General features: G+C 55.2%; 10 protein-coding genes and 4 pseudogenes. 10 read left to right on the forward strand and 4 right to left on the reverse strand.

Going from position 1 to position 18,136, the window contains the following annotated elements:
* The first annotated feature begins 8 nt into the window (after positions 1 to 8).
* On the forward strand, positions 9 to 8,888 hold the full coding sequence (locus tag BFV67_RS24360) for an Ig-like domain-containing protein (protein WP_157888845.1): 8,880 nt from the start codon (positions 9 to 11) through the stop codon (positions 8,886 to 8,888).
* 291 nt (positions 8,889 to 9,179) lie between these two features.
* The gene (locus tag BFV67_RS22825; RefSeq protein ID WP_069599058.1) at positions 9,180 to 9,440 is read left to right on the forward strand and encodes a DUF2534 family protein; all 261 of its coding nucleotides are present in this window, start codon (positions 9,180 to 9,182) and stop codon (positions 9,438 to 9,440) included.
* A 245-nt stretch (positions 9,441 to 9,685) separates the two neighbouring features.
* On the opposite strand, the pseudogene BFV67_RS22830 reads toward BFV67_RS22825, so the two are convergent.
* The 3 pseudogenes from BFV67_RS22830 to BFV67_RS24365 all read right to left on the reverse strand — a co-directional run.
* A pseudogene (locus BFV67_RS22830) lies at positions 9,686 to 10,021 on the reverse strand (IS3 family transposase); the annotation flags it as partial.
* A 16-nt stretch (positions 10,022 to 10,037) separates the two neighbouring features.
* A pseudogene (locus tag BFV67_RS24740) lies at positions 10,038 to 10,199 on the reverse strand (IS110 family transposase); the annotation flags it as partial.
* 96 nt (positions 10,200 to 10,295) lie between these two features.
* A pseudogene (locus tag BFV67_RS24365) lies at positions 10,296 to 10,596 on the reverse strand (DDE-type integrase/transposase/recombinase); the annotation flags it as partial.
* Positions 10,597 to 10,726: 130 nt separating this feature from the next.
* On the opposite strand from BFV67_RS24365, the gene tnpA reads away from it, so the two are divergent.
* From tnpA to tnpC, 3 genes are read left to right on the forward strand one after another with little or no spacing between them, the layout of a single operon-like run.
* Positions 10,727 to 11,107 (forward strand): IS66-like element accessory protein TnpA, encoded by a 381-nt coding sequence (tnpA, locus tag BFV67_RS22840; protein ID WP_069599059.1) that lies wholly within the window; start codon positions 10,727 to 10,729, stop codon positions 11,105 to 11,107.
* Positions 11,104 to 11,451 (forward strand): IS66 family insertion sequence element accessory protein TnpB, encoded by a 348-nt coding sequence (gene tnpB, locus BFV67_RS22845; protein WP_069599060.1) that lies wholly within the window; start codon positions 11,104 to 11,106, stop codon positions 11,449 to 11,451. Before tnpA ends, tnpB begins: the two co-directional genes overlap by 4 nt.
* Before the next feature lie 49 nt (positions 11,452 to 11,500).
* Positions 11,501 to 13,039, forward strand: coding sequence for an IS66 family transposase (gene tnpC, locus BFV67_RS22850; protein ID WP_069599061.1), 1,539 nt, complete (start codon positions 11,501 to 11,503; stop codon positions 13,037 to 13,039).
* A gap of 38 nt (positions 13,040 to 13,077) precedes the next feature.
* Here the strand turns inward: tnpC and BFV67_RS24370 are convergent.
* A pseudogene (locus tag BFV67_RS24370) lies at positions 13,078 to 13,293 on the reverse strand (IS3 family transposase); the annotation flags it as partial.
* Between the two features lie 406 nt (positions 13,294 to 13,699).
* Between BFV67_RS24370 and BFV67_RS22855 the strand changes: the two are divergent.
* From BFV67_RS22855 to BFV67_RS22870, 5 genes are all read left to right on the forward strand, one after another.
* Positions 13,700 to 14,248 (forward strand): transcription termination/antitermination NusG family protein, encoded by a 549-nt coding sequence (locus BFV67_RS22855; protein WP_069599062.1) that lies wholly within the window; start codon positions 13,700 to 13,702, stop codon positions 14,246 to 14,248.
* Positions 14,249 to 14,602: 354 nt separating this feature from the next.
* Positions 14,603 to 14,833, forward strand: a complete 231-nt coding sequence (locus BFV67_RS23750; RefSeq protein WP_071965143.1) for a FaeA/PapI family transcriptional regulator — start codon at positions 14,603 to 14,605, stop codon at positions 14,831 to 14,833.
* Between the two features lie 469 nt (positions 14,834 to 15,302).
* Positions 15,303 to 15,752 carry a phage tail protein gene (locus BFV67_RS22860; protein ID WP_069599063.1) on the forward strand — a complete coding sequence of 150 codons (450 nt, stop codon included), beginning with the start codon at positions 15,303 to 15,305 and terminating at the stop codon, positions 15,750 to 15,752.
* Positions 15,753 to 15,790: 38 nt separating this feature from the next.
* Positions 15,791 to 16,867 (forward strand): phage tail sheath family protein, encoded by a 1,077-nt coding sequence (locus tag BFV67_RS22865; protein WP_069599064.1) that lies wholly within the window; start codon positions 15,791 to 15,793, stop codon positions 16,865 to 16,867.
* Between the two features lie 75 nt (positions 16,868 to 16,942).
* Positions 16,943 to 18,118 (forward strand): phage tail sheath family protein, encoded by a 1,176-nt coding sequence (locus BFV67_RS22870; protein WP_069599065.1) that lies wholly within the window; start codon positions 16,943 to 16,945, stop codon positions 18,116 to 18,118.
* The last annotated feature ends 18 nt before the right edge of the window (positions 18,119 to 18,136 follow it).

The following is an 18,136-nucleotide window of genomic DNA, read 5'->3' on the forward strand; positions in this document are numbered from 1 at the left end:
TACCGGTGATGCCACGTTCAGGTGGCAATACAGAGAGCAAACTGGACAGTGAAGGCCGCAAGGATACCGGCGTTCGCGTCGTTTCCCGTATGCAGGATATGGACAGAGAGGAGGATAATAACCGTAAGAGCGATGCAGCAGGGGGTATGGCGCGATCTATGGCTTCCGGAGCAGCAAGCGACGCCATGCAGCAGTGGATGAATAATTTTGGCAAAGCTCAGGTTAACCTGAATATGGATGAAAAAGGCAGCTTGAACAATAGCGCTATGGATTGGCTACTTCCTGTCTATGATACTGCCGATAATTTGTTGTTTACCCAGATAGGGGCACGGAATAAAGATGAGCGTACTACGGTCAATCTTGGGTGGGGATGGCGAACGTTCACCCCGGCCTGGATGTTCGGGTTCAATAACTTTTATGATAATGATCTGACGGGTAATAATCACCGGGTCGGTCTCGGCGTTGAGGCAAGGACAAATTACCTACAGTTTGCAGGTAACACCTATCTTCGTTTGAATAACTGGCATCAGTCCCGGGATTTTGCTGACTATGATGAGCGCCCTGCGAACGGTTTTGATATCCGGGCTCAGGGGTGGTTGCCTGCTTATCCGCAACTGGGCGGAAAACTGATGTACGAACAGTACTACGGCAATAATGTGGCTCTGTTCAGTAAGGATAATCTCCAAAGTAATCCGTACGCCGTGACAGCAGGGGTGAACTGGACACCTTTTCCCCTCCTTACTGTGGGTCTTGACCACAGGATGGGGAAAGGAGGACAGAAAGATAATAACATTAATCTGCAATTTAACTGGCGGATTGGGGAATCTCTGTCATCACAACTCGCTTCCGACAGTGTCGCATCCATGCGTTTACTTGAAAGTAACCGGTATGACATTGTGGATCGTAACAATAATATCATTCTGGAATACCGTAAACAGACGCTGATCTCACAGTCGTTGAGTGTTAGCAGTATTTCTGGCCCTGCAGGAAGTCAGCATCCGCTCAACGTCTCAGTGAATTCGAAATACGGTGTAAAAACTGTAACAGTGGACGGAGACGATTTCATCTCTGGTGGAGGTCGTGTTACTGAACAAAATACAACGAGCTTCATCCTGACGCTGCCTCCGTATCAGGCGGTGCAGGAGGATAGAATTTCGAAAAAGGCTGGCAGCCGCTCATCAACAGCAGCAAACATTTACGTCCTGACGGTGAAAGCAGAAGATACTAAAGGCAACGTCTCACCAGCAGAATATCTAACCGTCGAAGTATTGCCTCCAGAGCTGAGTATTGACGGCGAACTTCAGGTTCTGAATGACAATGCTCCTGCTAACAATACGGCAACAGTCACAGTGAGCGCCCGTATTGTTGACAGTAGTGGCAACCCTGTATCGGCTCAGGACGTTACCTTTACCACGGTGTTTGCAGACGGGAGTTCAGTTATCCATACAGCTATAACTGATGCTCAGGGACTGGCCAGCACGGGCATCAGTTCCCTTATCGTGGGTAAGGCCACGGTAACGGTCACAGCAGACACGGTCAGTAAAAGTACTTCAGTACATTTCGTGGCTGACGCCGCCAACGCACGTGTGGCGGAGCTCGCCGTTGAGAAAGACGGCGCCGTGGCCGACGGCACGGCCGCCAACCGCGTGCGCGCCCTCATCACCGACGCCCGCGGCAACCCGGTGTCCGGTGCGTCGGTGGCCTTCACGGCTACCAACGGCGCCGTCCTGGCTGCCGCCACCGGCACCACCGGGCCGGACGGCAGGGTGACCGTCACCCTGACCAGCACCCGGGCGGGGACCAGCACCATCACCGCCGTCAGTAATGACAGCTCAGAGACCGTCGACGTGCAGTTCGTGGCCGACGGCGGCACCGCGCGCGTGGCGGGACTGGCCATCCTTGAGGACGGCGCCGTGGCCGACGGCACCGCCGCCAACAGCGTGCAGGCCCTCGTCACCGACGCCCACGACAACCCGGTTGCCGGGGCCGCGATGACCTTCACCACCACTAACGGCGCCGTCGTTCCCTCTGCGGGGATCACCGCATCAGATGGAACGCTGATTGTTAACCTGACCAGCACCCGGGCGGGGGCCAGCACCGTGACCGCGACCCACAACGGCACCTCGCAGACCGCGGACGTGCAGTTCGTGGCCGACGCCGGCACCGCCCGCGTTACCGGGCTGACCGCGGTAAGCAATAATGCCGTGGCCGACGGCACGGCCGCCAACAGCGTGCAGGCGGTCGTCACCGACGCCAGCGGCAACCCGGTATCCGGTGCGGCGGTGGCCTTCACGGCCACCAACGGCGCCGTCCTGGCTGCCGCCACCGGCACCACCGGGCCGGACGGCACCGTGACCGTCACCCTGACCAGCACCCGGGCGGGTGACAGCACCGTGACCGCGGCCCACAACGGCACCTCGCAGACCGCGGACGTGCAGTTCGTGGCCGACGCCACTACAGCGCGCGTGGCGGAGCTGGATCTGATGGAAGACGGCGCCGTGGCCGACGGCACGGCCGCCAACAGCGTGCAGGCGGTCGTCACCGACGCCAGCGGCAACCCGGTATCCGGTGCGGCGGTGGCCTTCACGGCCACCAACGGCGCCGTCCTGGCTGCCGCCACCGGCACCACCGGGGCGGACGGCAGGGTGACCGTCACCCTGACCAGCACCCGGGCGGGGGCCAGCACCGTGACCGCGGCCCACAACGGCACCTCGCAGACCGCGGACGTGCAGTTCGTGGCCGACGCCGGCACCGCCCGCGTTACCGGGCTGACCGTGGTAAGCAATAATGCCGTGGCAGACGGCACCGCCGCCAACAGCGTGCAGGCGGTCGTCACCGACGCCTATGACAACCCGGTATCCGGTGAGGCGGTGGCCTTCACGGCCACCAACGGCGCCGTCCTGGCTGCCGCCACCGGCACCACCGGGGCGGACGGCAGGGTGACCGTCACCCTGACCAGCACCCGGGCGGGGGCCAGCACCGTGACCGCGGCCCACAACGGCACCTCGCAGACCGCGGACGTGCAGTTCGTGGCCGACGCCACTACAGCGCGCGTGGCGGAGCTGGATCTGATGGAAGACGGCGCCGTGGCCGACGGCACCGCCGCCAACAGCGTGCAGGCGGTCGTCACCGACGCCTATGACAACCCGGTATCCGGTGCGGCGGTGGCCTTCACGGCCACCAACGGCGCCGTCCTGGCTGCCGCCACCGGCACCACCGGGGCGGACGGCAGGGTGACCGTCACCCTGACCAGCACCCGGGCGGGGGCCAGCACCGTGACCGCGGCCCACAACGGCACCTCGCAGACCGCGGACGTGCAGTTCGTGGCCGACGCCACTACAGCGCGCGTGGCGGAGCTGGATCTGATGGAAGACGGCGCCGTGGCCGACGGCACCGCCGCCAACAGCGTGCAGGCGGTCGTCACCGACGCCAGCGGCAACCCGGTATCCGGTGCGGCGGTGGCCTTCACGGCCACCAACGGCGCCGTCCTGGCTGCCGCCACCGGCACCACCGGGGCGGACGGCAGGGTGACCGTCACCCTGACCAGCACCCGGGCGGGGGCCAGCACCGTGACCGCGGCCCACAACGGCACCTCGCAGACCGCGGACGTGCAGTTCGTGGCCGACGCCACTACAGCGCGCGTGGCGGAGCTGGATCTGATGGAAGACGGCGCCGTGGCCGACGGCACGGCCGCCAACAGCGTGCAGGCGGTCGTCACCGACGCCAGCGGCAACCCGGTATCCGGTGCGGCGGTGGCCTTCACGGCCACCAACGGCGCCGTCCTGGCTGCCGCCACCGGCACCACCGGGGCGGACGGCAGGGTGACCGTCACCCTGACCAGCACCCGGGCGGGGGCCAGCACCGTGACCGCGGCCCACAACGGCACCTCGCAGACCGCGGACGTGCAGTTCGTGGCCGACGCCACTACAGCGCGCGTGGCGGAGCTGGATCTGATGGAAGACGGCGCCGTGGCCGACGGCACGGCCGCCAACAGCGTGCAGGCGGTCGTCACCGACGCCTATGACAACCCGGTATCCGGTGCGGCGGTGGCCTTCACGGCCACCAACGGCGCCGTCCTGGCTGCCGCCACCGGCACCACCGGGGCGGACGGCACCGTGACCGTCACCCTGACCAGCACCCGGGCGGGGGCCAGCACCGTGACCGCGGCCCACAACGGCACCTCGCAGACCGCGGACGTGCAGTTCGTGGCCGACGCCACTACAGCGCGCGTGGCGGAGCTGGATCTGATGGAAGACGGCGCCGTGGCCGACGGCACCGCCGCCAACAGCGTGCAGGCGGTCGTCACCGACGCCAGCGGCAACCCGGTATCCGGTGCGGCGGTGGCCTTCACGGCCACCAACGGCGCCGTCCTGGCTGCCGCCACCGGCACCACCGGGGCGGACGGCAGGGTGACCGTCACCCTGACCAGCACCCGGGCGGGGGCCAGCACCGTGACCGCGGCCCACAACGGCACCTCGCAGACCGCGGACGTGCAGTTCGTGGCCGACGCCACTACAGCGCGCGTGGCGGAGCTGGATCTGATGGAAGACGGCGCCGTGGCCGACGGCACGGCCGCCAACAGCGTGCAGGCGGTCGTCACCGACGCCAGCGGCAACCCGGTATCCGGTGCGGCGGTGGCCTTCACGGCCACCAACGGCGCCGTCCTGGCTGCCGCCACCGGCACCACCGGGGCGGACGGCAGGGTGACCGTCACCCTGACCAGCACCCGGGCGGGGGCCAGCACCGTGACCGCGGCCCACAACGGCACCTCGCAGACCGCGGACGTGCAGTTCGTGGCTGACGCCACTACAGCGCGCGTGGCGGAGCTGGATCTGATGGAAGACGGCGCCGTGGCCGACGGCACCGCCGCCAACAGCGTGCAGGCGGTCGTCACCGACGCCTATGACAACCCGGTATCCGGTGCGGCAGTGGCTTTCACCGCCACCAATGGTGCAACCATTGCGACCACCGCCGCCACCGGGGCGGACGGCACCGTGACCGTCACCCTGATCAGCACCCGGGCGGGTGCCAGCACCGTGACCGCGGCCCACAACGGCACCTCGCAGACCGCGGACGTGCAGTTCGTGGCTGACGCCACTACAGCGCGCGTGGCGGAGCTGGATCTGATGGAAGACGGCGCCGTGGCCGACGGCACCGCCGCCAACAGCGTGCAGGCGGTCGTCACCGACGCCTATGACAACCCGGTATCCGGTGCGGCGGTGGCCTTCACGGCCACCAATGGTGCAACCATTGCGACCACCGCCGCCACCGGGGCGGACGGCACCGTGACCGTCACCCTGACCAGCACCCGGGCGGGGGCCAGCACCGTGACCGCGGCCCACAACGGCACCTCGCAGACCGCGGACGTGCAGTTCGTGGCCGACGCCACTACAGCGCGCGTGGCGGAGCTGGATCTGATGGAAGACGGCGCCGTGGCCGACGGCACGGCCGCCAACAGCGTGCAGGCGGTCGTCACCGACGCCAGCGGCAACCCGGTATCCGGTGCGGCGGTGGCCTTCACGGCCACCAACGGCGCCGTCCTGGCTGCCGCCACCGGCACCACCGGGGCGGACGGCAGGGTGACCGTCACCCTGACCAGCACCCGGGCGGGGGCCAGCACCGTGACCGCGGCCCACAACGGCACCTCGCAGACCGCGGACGTGCAGTTCGTGGCCGACGCCACTACAGCGCGCGTGGCGGAGCTGGATCTGATGGAAGACGGCGCCGTGGCCGACGGCACGGCCGCCAACAGCGTGCAGGCGGTCGTCACCGACGCCAGCGGCAACCCGGTATCCGGTGCGGCGGTGGCCTTCACGGCCACCAACGGCGCCGTCCTGGCTGCCGCCACCGGCACCACCGGGGCGGACGGCAGGGTGACCGTCACCCTGACCAGCACCCGGGCGGGGGCCAGCACCGTGACCGCGGCCCACAACGGCACCTCGCAGACCGCGGACGTGCAGTTCGTGGCCGACGCCACTACAGCGCGCGTGGCGGAGCTGGATCTGATGGAAGACGGCGCCGTGGCCGACGGCACGGCCGCCAACAGCGTGCAGGCGGTCGTCACCGACGCCAGCGGCAACCCGGTATCCGGTGCGGCGGTGGCCTTCACGGCCACCAATGGTGCAACCATTGCGACCACCGCCGCCACCGGGGCGGACGGCACCGTGACCGTCACCCTGATCAGCACCCGGGCGGGTGCCAGTACCGTGACCGCGGCCCACAACGGCACCTCGCAGACCGCGGACGTGCAGTTCGTGGCTGACGCCACTACAGCGCGCGTGGCGGAGCTGGATCTGATGGAAGACGGCGCCGTGGCCGACGATATTGACAGTAATAGCGTGCGGGTCCTTGTCACCGACGCCTATGACAACCCGGTATCCGGTGCGGCGGTGGCCTTCACGGCCACCAATGGTGCAACCATTGCGACCACCGCCGCCACCGGGGCGGACGGCACCGTGACCGTCACCCTGACCAGCACCCGGGCGGGGGCCAGCACCGTGACCGCGGTCACGAACGGCACCTCGCAGACCGCGGACGTGCAGTTCGTGGCCGACGCCACCACTGCAGGTATCGACGTACTAATGGTCATTGATAGCGACACAGTGATTGCCAACGGCATAGCCACTGGCCGTTTACAGGCCTTGGTCACCGATGCTAATAGCAACCCGGTGGACGGAGCCACGGTGACCTTCACGGCCACCAACGGTGCCATCCTGGCTGCCGCCACCGCCACCACCGGAGCGGACGGCAGGGTGAATGTCACCCTGACCAGCACCCGGGCGGGGACCAGCACCGTGACTGCGGCCACCAACGGCACTTCACTGTCCACGGACCTGTTGTTCGTCGCCGATGCCACCACCGCCCGAGTGTCCAGTATGAGCGTTGTAACCAATAGCGCGACCGCCAGCGGCACGGCCACCAACAGCGTGCGGGCCCTGGTCACCGACGCCAGCGGCAACCCGGTATCCGGTGCGGCGGTGGCCTTCACGGCCACCAACGGCGCCGTCCTGGCTGCCGCCACCGGCACCACCGGGGCGGACGGCAGGGTGACCGTCACCCTGACCAGCACCCGGGCGGGGACCAGCACCGTGACCGCGACTCACAACGGCACCTCGCAGAATGCAACTGTCCGGTTCGTCGCCGACGCTGCTACCGCCCGCGTCAGCGGGCTGACCGCGGTAACTAATAATGCCGTGGCAAACGGCACGGCCACAAACAGTGTGCGGGCGGTCGTCAACGACGCCCGCGGCAACCCGGTATCCGGTGCGGCGGTGGCCTTCACGGCCACCAACGGGGCCAACATTACAGCAAGAGGTACCACCGGAGCTGACGGCAGCGTGACCGTGACCCTGACCAATACGACGGCAGGGACCACTACCATCACCGCAGCCCACAACAGTACTTCACTCACCGTGGACGTTATGTTTGCAGTGGATTCACGGGTATCCACTCTGGGAGTTGTCACCAATAACGCGGCTGCCAGCGGCACGGCCGCCAACCGCGTGCGGGCCCTGGTCACCGACGCCCGTGGTAATCCGGTATCCGGAGCGTCAGTGGCCTTCACCGCTACCAACGGTGCCAGCGTTGCCGCCCAGGGCACTACCGGAGCTGACGGCAGCGTAGCCGTGACTCTGACCAGCACCACAACTGGGACCAGTACTGTCACCGCCACTCACAACGGCACCTCGCAGAGCGCGGACGTGCAGTTCGTGGCCGACGCCGCCACCGCGCGCGTGGCGGAGCTCACCGTTCTGGACGACGGTGCCGTGGCCGACGGCACCGCAGCCAACAGCGTGCAGGCTCTGGTCACCGATGCGCGCGGCAACCCATTATCCGGGGCCACTGTGACCTTCGCAGCCACGAGTTACGGCAATGTGCCCGGTACCGCCACCACCGGAGCGGACGGGACAGTGACTGTGACAGTGACCAACGTAAACGCACTTCCGGTCACTGTGACAGCCCTCCACAACAGTACTTCGATGACGGCGAATGTCGTGTTCGTGGCAAATCCAGCCACTGCCCGTATGCAAACACTGACTACCGTCAATAATGGTGTAGCCAACGGCAAGAACATCGGCAAAGTGACTGGGCGTGTAACCGACGCTAACGGTAACTATCTACGCGGAGTAGTGGTAGCCTTCACAGCCAGCAACGGCGCCGTGATTGCTGAGACCGCCACCACCGATAAAAACGCGAGCGTGACTCTTAATGTGACTAGCACCCGGGCTGGCACCAGCATCATCACTGGCACCATTAACGGGTCCTCACTTTCTACGAACGTGGAGTTCACACCCGACACGTTAACCCGGCGTGTGGCATCCTTGGCAACCATAGACAATAATGCCGTGGCGAATGGCACAGCCACCAACAGCGTTCGGGCTCTGGTCACCGACGCCTATGGCAACCCGGTTGGCGGGATGGCGGTAAGCTTCAGCGCCACCAACGGCGCCGTGATTGCCGGCGGCACCACTGGGGCGGACGGTATCGTGGACGTTACCCTGACCAGTACCCGCGCGGGGGTCAGTACCGTCACTGCCAGCATTAACGGCACCTCGCAGACCACGAACGTGACGTTTATCGCCGACATGAGCTCCCGTCGTTTGGTTTCCTTGAACATCGTGAGCGATAATGCCCCGGCAAACGGGAAGGATGCCAACAGCGTGAGGGCCCTCGTCACCGACGCCAGTGGCAACCCGGTATCAGGAGCGGTGGTGACCTTTAGTGACGACTTTATCGCCGTTTTTATTGCGGAACAGGGGACCACCGGAGAGGATGGCACCGTGACCATGCCCGTTACCAGCCGGAGAGTTGGAAAATACACTATAACCGCCAGCCTTGACTCGATCTCAATGGGCACGATTGTTTCTTTTACCGCGGTAACGCCCTAAAGGAGAATGTCATCGGCAGCAACGGTAATGCATTCCTTGGAAGTAAGGTAGAGTTCAGTTTCCCCCTGAGGCCGCCGGTGTTAGTAAGCTCTATATTTTCTCTAATTGTTATTACAGGTGAGGATGAAGATGCTGAAGTTCGGGGAGCCACGGACTGGGAATATTTTCGAGTCTTTGTGGCCTACCATCGAGCGATAATTAGCTAGATATCTGAGTAAGGTGACATTCTGGAAGGATACCCGGCTCGACTGAGCCGGGTATAATGGTCTCTGAAGATAAAAGGAAAACACTATGTTAAAAATTCTCAACACTTCGGAAGGAAGAAAGTTTTTGGTCGCAGTGACTATTATGTTCATTGTTTCGGTAAGTGTGGTTTCCAAAGCAGCGTTTCAGGGAGTTGAAAAGCAGTATAATTTGCCGATGGAAACCTGGGACACATCACTGTTTATCATACAGGGTGCATGGGTAGCCATTTATAGCATAATGTTCACTATGGTGGGTTCACTGCCTTTTGGGTTTTACTATCTTGGTCCCAAAGGTGATAAACAGTGATTAGCAGAAGTGCTGGCATCAGTAATTTCTTGATTTCGTATGCTACTTCAATCATCAATGAAGGATATGAAAATATTCTTTTCTCGATTCTGAGGTGAAACTACTCCTTCCGCTTTATATTAATATAAGTGGAATATATGGCTTGGAGGCATCGGGTGCTAAGCGCCCCAGAATCTTACAACATTGCGCTGTGTGAAAAATGATCGGGTTGCAGGGGGGCCTGGTCAGATTTTACGTCGTGCAACCTATTTATCATCCCCCAGTATGAATCGCCACGGATAATTTAGACGACTTCTGAGTCGTTGATAATATGGATTTTCATATTCTGTCGGTTTATCTGAACACTCGAACCCTGCAGACGCTTACTGTTATAAAACATTTCGATGTAGTCAAAAATATCGCTCCGGGATTCTTCCAGCGTTCCGGAGATCTTTTCCTTTATCCGTTCACGCTTCAGCAGCTGGAAAAAACTTTCTGCAACTGCGTTGTAGGTGACAGTTACCACGACGGCTCATACTGCCCTCCAGTCCGTGTGATTTCAGGAACGACTGCCACTCATGGCTTGTATACTGACTGCCCTGGAAGCCCTTCTAAGAGTCAAGAGGTTATTTGAGTACTGTCGATTAATCGGTTTTGATTACGTGGAAACGTACAGACTTCACGTGAGATATAACGTTTAAGGCAACGCAGTACTACCATTTTCGAGTCTCCTTCAGCTACCCTTTTTGCCACAAACTCCTGTATCTTCTTGTCCCTGCGTGCGTATTCCGCTCTGTTCTATCACGCGTTCGGTCTACTCACCAGTCAGGCGAAACAACAAGCATGATGATGAAAACTGACACAGACATTCTTACTATCAGAATGAACAAGCACCTGTTTTTGGCGATTACGTCGCCATATGGCCATCATAAGCACATTCAGGATAATATCTTTTGTCATCCGGGGTTGCATTGACCAGCCAATAACTTTGCACGAGAACAGGTCAACAACTACGGCCAGATACAGCAGCCTTCATGGGTTCGGATGTAAGTTATGTCCGTTTTACCCCATGTTCATCCGGGGCTTCCGGGTTGAACTGACGCTGGAGTCTGTTAGGTGCCACGATACTGACTTCACCTTTATGCGCTCGTGGGCTTCGATACCCGACCTGTGCCTTATCCTGGCATGCTTCATCAGCCGCAAGCCCCAGTTAATCGTAAGCGTCGTCTCAGTACCGTCTGGTCATAATCTGATGTATTCGACAAAGTGGTGTACACCAAATAGTGGTGGGAATCAAAGTGTCAGATATGCAGAAAAATGTGACTTCCGGCAGGCGTAAAGGCTGCCCTAATTATCCTCCCGAATTTAAGCAGCAGCTCGTTGCAGCTTCCTGTGAGCCCGGCGTGTCGATATCAAAACTAGCACTTGAAAACGGCATCAATGCCAATTTGTTATTTAAATGGCGCCAGCAGTGGCGTGAGGGAAAGCTGCTATTACCTTCCACTGAGAGTCCTCAACTACTTCCTGTGACTCTTGATGCCACCACCGTACCGCCAGAACAGTACGCAGAGGCTTCTGAGCCCCTCAGTATCAGCTGTGAGGTAGCGTTCCGGCACGGAACACTTCGCCTCAACGGCACCGTCAGCGAAAAACTCCTGACCCTGCTGATACAGGAACTGAAGCGATGATACCGTTACCTTCAGGAACCAAAATCTGGCTCGTTGCCGGCATCACCGACATGCGCAATGGCTTCAACGGCCTCGCCGCAAAGATACAGACGACGCTGAAAGATGACCCGATGTCCGGCCACGTCTTCATCTTCCGGGGACGCAGCGGCAGCCAGGTAAAACTGCTCTGGTCAACCGGCGACGGGCTGTGCCTGCTGACCAAACGGCTGGAGCGCGGTCGCTTCGCATGGCCCTCTGCCCGTGATGGCAAAGTGTTCCTGACCCCGGCACAGCTGGCGATGCTGATGGAAGGCATCGACTGGCGACACCCCAAACGGTTGCTGACATCCCTGACCATGCTGTAAATCTCTTTATCCTGGTTGTTGCTGAATAAGCCTGGTAAAATACGGGCTTATGAACGACACCTCTTCTGACGAAATCCTTCTGCTGAAACAGCGGCTTGCCGAACAGGAAGCGCTGAACCGTGCCCTGCTGGAAAAGCTGGCCGACCGTGAGCGCGAAATAGACCACCTGCAGGCGCAACTGGATAAACTCCGCCGGATGAACTTCGGCAGCCGTTCCGAAAAGGTATCCCGTCGTATCGCACAGATGGAAGCTGACCTGAAGGTGCTTCAGAAAGAAAGCGATACGCTGACTGGTCGGGTGGATGACCCGGCAGTGCAGCGCCCGCTGCGTCAGACCCGCACCCGCAAACCGTTCCCGGAGTCACTCCCTCGTGACGAAAAACGACTGCTGCCGGCAGCGACATGCTGTCCGGAGTGTGGCGGAGCGTTGAGCTACCTGGGTGAGGATGCCGCCGAACAGCTGGAGCTGATGCGCAGCGCCTTCCGGGTTATCCGGACAGTACGTGAAAAGCATACCTGTACTCAGTGCGATGCCATCGTGCAGGCTCCCGCTCCTTCGCGGCCCATCGAACGGGGTATCGCAGGACCGGGGCTTCTGGCCCGTGTGCTGACCTCAAAATATGCAGAGCACACACCGCTGTATCGACAATCTGAAATATACGGCCGACAGGGCGTGGAGCTGAGTCGCTCACTGCTGTCGGGCTGGGTGGATGCAAGTTGCCGGCTGTTGTCACCACTGGAAGAGGCGCTTCAGGACTATGTCCTGACGGACGGCAAACTCCACGCCGATGACACGCCCGTCCCGGTACTGTTGCCAGGTAACAAGAAAACGAAGACCGGGCGGTTGTGGACGTACGTTCGCGACGACCGCAACGCCGGGTCAGCGCTGGCGCCGGCCGTGTGGTTCGCTTACAGCCCGGACAGAAAAGGCATCCACCCGCAGAGCCATCTTGCGGGCTTCAGCGGTGTTCTGCAGGCGGATGCGTACGCCGGGTTCAACGAGCTGTACCGCAATGGACAGATAACTGAAGCAGCCTGCTGGGCTCACGCCCGCCGCAAGATCCATGATGTGCACGTTCGTACTCCATCAGTGCTGACGGAGGAGGCACTGAAGCGTATCGGCGAGCTGTATGCTGTTGAGGCGGAGATAAGGGGAATGCCGGCAGAGCAGCGCCTTGGCGAACGTCAGCAGAAAGCAAAACTGCGACTGAAATCCCTGGAAAGCTGGCTGCGTGAAAAGATGAAAACGCTGTCGCGGCACTCAGAGCTGGCGAAAGCGTTCACGTACGCTCTGAACCAGTGGCCGGAACTGACGTACTATGCGGAAGACGGCTGGGTCGACGCCGATAACAACATCGCTGAAAATGAACTGCGGATGGTCAGCCTGGGGCGCAAAAACTTCCTGTTCTTCGGCTCTGACCACGGTGGTGAGCGCGGAGCGCTACTGTACAGCCTGATCGGTACATGCAAACTGAACGGCGTGGATCCAGAGAGCTACCTCCGTCATGTACTCAACGTTATAGCTGACTGGCCGGTCAATCAGGTCAGCGAACTGCTACCCTGGCGCGTAGCACTGCCAACTGAATAGCACATCCCCGTCAATACGGTTCTCGTTGGACGCTTACAGTTAATCCCACATTGTTGCCCACTATCTTTCAGGTCGAGATGGATCTTGCGATAGGCATAAACGCAACCGGACTTCTGCCAGAACTGTTTGATTTGTCCTGTCAGCCTGAGGTCCACCTGATGCTGTGGTGAATGCTGAAACTGAAGCCAGGCATAAAACCCATTCGGATGAATATTCAGAACCCGGCAGAGCAGACGAACTTTAGTGGTCAAGTGGGTCTGGTCTGAACTAATATCACTTAAATAATGGTGTATTTAAAAGTACATTATTTATATTATACAATAATTTACATATAGATCTTATCGATCTTAATTGTCGTTTTGTGTCGTTTTTCAGAATTATATTCTGACATTGTAATTTGATTTGATGTTTATATCTGGAATAATCTTTTTAGTAACGACAAATTAATTAAATGTGCTGATCTTTGGTATTCACAAGACAAAGTCTTGATACTAATATACTCATCAAGTGTGGCATCGGATGTTTGGCTAATGTGCAAATAAATTATGACCTCACACATGTATTAGACTTATGATTTTCGAGTGATTAATTTTTTTATACGAATTCATGCTGTTTGGGTATGAAAGTGGCAGAGCCATGCTTGATGGAATGGAATTATAAATGTACACGCATCAATCAGAAAACAGAATCGGTGTTGAAAATTGGTATCTCGCTTGTCATAAAGCAGGTAAGCATAATGCCTTCAAAGCTCAAATGTTCTTATCTGAATCTGGAATTCCAGTTTTTATACCTCAAATGTTTTTCCGACAACCAAGAAGTGACAGGCCTGGCCAGTATAGAAAAAAGCTTGAACTTCTATTTCCTGGGTATCTATTTATTTACTTTAACGTTGAAGAACATTCTTTTCCAAAAATATTATGTTGTCCCGGTATCAGTCACTTTGTTAGATTTGGTGGTGCGATAAAACCGCTTAATGACATGATAATCGACGAGTTGATGCAAGTAACAAAAACCATAGGCTCTGCTGAGTCTGGCATCAATGAATGTGGTCATAACTTGCAGGCAGTAGACTGCAAAAAAAGTAATAATATTACTGAGCTACAGCGTGAAGAATTTAAATTGATTGTGCAGGAAAAGAATTCTGAGACCAGAAGTTTAATGTTTTTTGATTTTATAGAAACGATCGTGAATGTAAAAGAAAGGCCATGATTTTATTATGGGTATTTGCCGTTTAATCAATGTCGTTACATAATATCTATTTTAAAAAATGGCCAGATGTCTTTAAGTTATCATTTTTATTTATACGATCTATTTTTCCAAATAAAAGAAACTCATTATTTTTATTAAGGTGATTGTCTTGAAAGTGTTAAGGGTTAATTCACTCATTACATCATGGTAAAAAATAGTATTTACAATTTATGTTGTTATTTGTCATATGACAATCCCATCACATATTTTATTTAGGTCTGTAAGGTATCCCCTAAGATAAATTTGTAAATGGAGGTGTTAGTTTTGCAACCAGAAAAATATAAGAGTAATAATACTGACATCGGGAAGTCAGAGATGCATAAACGTAATATATATGAACAATTGTTAAATCTGTGTTCTCCAGTTATTTTTCCGCCTCCACCATATGATTTGTGGGTGAAGACTCGAGATATTGCAGATAAATGCAATATTAGTATTTACTCTGCTAGGTTATATCTTCTTGAGTTAGAAAGTGATGGAAAAATAATGTGCTCACATCAGATTGTTAATAATTCTCTAAGATGGTATCCGAAAATGCAATTTTAAAACGTCAATTTATATTGATATATAGAGTGTCGTTCAAGTAAATGCAATATCAAAAATTATTTAAGTGGATTTGATTTTATTTTTTACTTGGCGGCTCCAATTGTTTTTGTATTTTTCTTAAAGTGGTAGTGATTTAAATTAGAACATCTAATAAGCTATCGCGAGCGAAAGATAAAAGTATGATATGGAAGTGTTTGTGATTAATATTATGAGGTAAATATCTACTTAAAATTTCTATTTTTCACTCCGATTTATAGTTGATATATATTATCGCATTCGAATGCATATTGTATTGGAGTGGCGTTTGACGATAAAAGCCCACTTTAAAAAATCAGTACAAAACTAATGTTACATTAATTATTGAATTGAATGTGGTTATCTTGAAATAAACAATCAGGAGGTGTTGCACAAATATTGTTATTAAGTTCGGATTATGAAATCACTAACTAGTTTTTATAAAGGAATAATTATGTCTACTACCACAGAGCAAATTGCTGAAGCATACCCAATTCCCAGCTACAGATTTGTTGTATCGCTGGGAGATGATAAAGTCCCATTTAAATCAGTTTCTGGGCTCGATATTAAATACAATTCTATTGAATACAGGGATGGGGTCGGTAATTTATTCTATATGCCTGGTCAAATTCAAAAAGTATCTATCACTCTTTCCAAAGGTGTCTTTGCCGGTAAGAACGTACTATATGACTGGATCAGTTCTATTTCACTAAATAAAGTTGAAAAGAAAGATTTGATGATTAGTCTTACCAACGAATCTGGTAGTGAGCTATTGGTTACCTGGAATGTGCTGAATGCCTTTCCCACAGGACTGACTTCTCCATCCTTTGATGCTACGAGCAATGATATTGCAGTGCAAGAAATTACACTGGAAGCAGATCGAGTCACAATGCAGACTCACTAATTGTATCTGATGCCAATAAGAGTAGTTAAGGAGATTCTATGACCGTTGTTACTTCATACCCAGGTTTATATATCGAAGAAATCGAGAGTACGGCCATGTCTGTTTCAAACAGCGCCACAGCCGTTCCTGTTTTTGCTATCGAAGATGATGATAAAATTTTCACCAGTACCACACGCATTAGCTCCTGGCTGGATTATATGAACCATCTTGGAAAAGCCGGTTTTAACAATAGCAGTATTCGCGATGTTTCTATCCGCACTTATTTTGAAAACGGAGGAGGTTACTGTTATCTGGTTCCGCGCGGTATGCTGATTACAGATGTACCAAAGCTTGATGATGCTACATTGCTCGTTGCAGCAGGCCAGAATATTCAGTCTGACGTTGCAACCCTCTGTACAGAGGGTAAAAATATGTTCGCTATCCTTGATGGTCCACGTACAGAAGATGAAGTTACCGATACTGATTCAAAATGGCATGATATGTACGATGAAACTCCATATGCAGCCATTTATTATCCATGGCTGACTGCCCCATGGGCAGATCAAAAGACTCATGTTCCTCCCAGTGCCGTTGTAGCCGGTGCCTACTGTTTCAACGATCGCACCCGTGGTGTATGGAAAGCTCCAGCCAATATGGTTACAAAGGGCGGTGTGCTGCCACTATATAAAGTGACGGATGACTTTCAGGGTAAATATACCAGTGGTGGAAAAGCATTGAATATGATCCGTCACTTTAACAATGGTACACCAGTTATCTGGGGGGCACGCACTTGCGAGGATACAGATTCCTGGCGTTATGTTCCTGTTCGTCGTTTGTTCAACAGTGTTGAGAAAGATATTAAAGACGCGATGCAACAAATGATGTATGAACCGAACAGTCAACCAACATGGGAGCGTGTGCGTTCTGCTGTTGCTAACTACCTTTATGGACTGTGGAAGCAAGGGGCACTGACAGGCGCAAAGCCTGAAGATGCATATTTTGTGCACATTGGCCTTGGTACCACGATGACTAATGAGGAGGTCAATCAAGGTAAAATGATCGTTAAAGTGGGCATGGCTGCTGTCCGTCCTGCTGAGTTTATTATTCTGCAGTTTACCCAGGATGTGGCTCAGTAAAATCTGTTGAACAGGAACCTGTTTCAAATAGGTTCCTGATTATATTTATAATTATTTTATTCTGAGGATAATGTCATGGGGAGTCTGCAACCCGGCGTGAGAGTGGTTGAAAGTACTTTCAACGTACAAAGCACTGCCATTGACAGCGCAATGCCTTTATTTATTGGTTATACGGAAATACAACCAGAAACATTACCCGTATTAATTACCTCTTTTGCAGAATATGAGGTTCAATTTGGTGGCCCACATGCAGGTAATGCGGTGCTCTACTATACGGTTAAACATTTTTTTGATAATGGCGGACGTAGTGGTTTTATTTATTCACTGGGCACTTACGCTGAACTGGAATCCTGTGTATCTGCAAGTATTAAAGATGCGTTGACTGAAGCCAGACTTTCCCACGTGATCGCTGCTGAATACAGGATCACATTGCTGGCATTTCCCGACATCACCCTTATACCTGATAATGAGACAGCATTATGGCACCAGTCCTGGCAAACAATGTTGTCATTTTGCCAGCTACGGCCAGGATTATTTGCTGTACTGGATGCCCCTGATGAACCGGCAGATGCCCAGACATGCCTGATGACTTATGGTGGGGCCAACTGTGAGTGGGGGGGAGCATGGTGGCCGCGGTTAGTGACGCCTTATCGCACAGCAAATACTGTGGTGAGTGTACCTCCTTCTGGCGCAGTATTGGCCGCGATGCAGACTACGGACAACAACAAGGGAGTGTGGACTGCACCCGCTAATATAGTACTCAATCAGGTTACTCAACCCACACATACCTGGCACGAAATCGGCAAACTCTTCTCACAGGATACAACATCATTAAACCTTATTCGGAGTTTTCCTGGTCGGGGCACCCGTTTATGGGGATGCAGGACTCTGAGTGGAAACAAAACGTCCTCGTTCCGTTATGTCCAGAGCCGCAGGCTAATTAACTGGTGCGAAACTAACATTATTCATCTGGGGCGGATGTTTGTATATGAGCCCAATAATGAGCTCACATGGTTTAAGTTTCGAGGGGTTGTAACCAACTGGCTACGTAAGCTTTGGTTACAAGGGGGGCTATATGGTAAAGAGGAGCAGGAGGCGTACCGGATATTTCTGGGGCTGGACGAAACCATGACATCCGATGATATTCGGGCTGGTCGAATGATTATAAATATTCGGTTATCGGTTTTATCACCTGCGGAATTTATTGAGTTGAGCTTGGTATTCAATATGAATGCCAGTGTGTCAGCCTGACTTCAGTAAAAAAACGGA

This window comes from Enterobacter roggenkampii, from assembly GCF_001729805.1.
GTDB classification, from domain to species: Bacteria; Pseudomonadota; Gammaproteobacteria; order Enterobacterales; family Enterobacteriaceae; genus Enterobacter; species Enterobacter roggenkampii.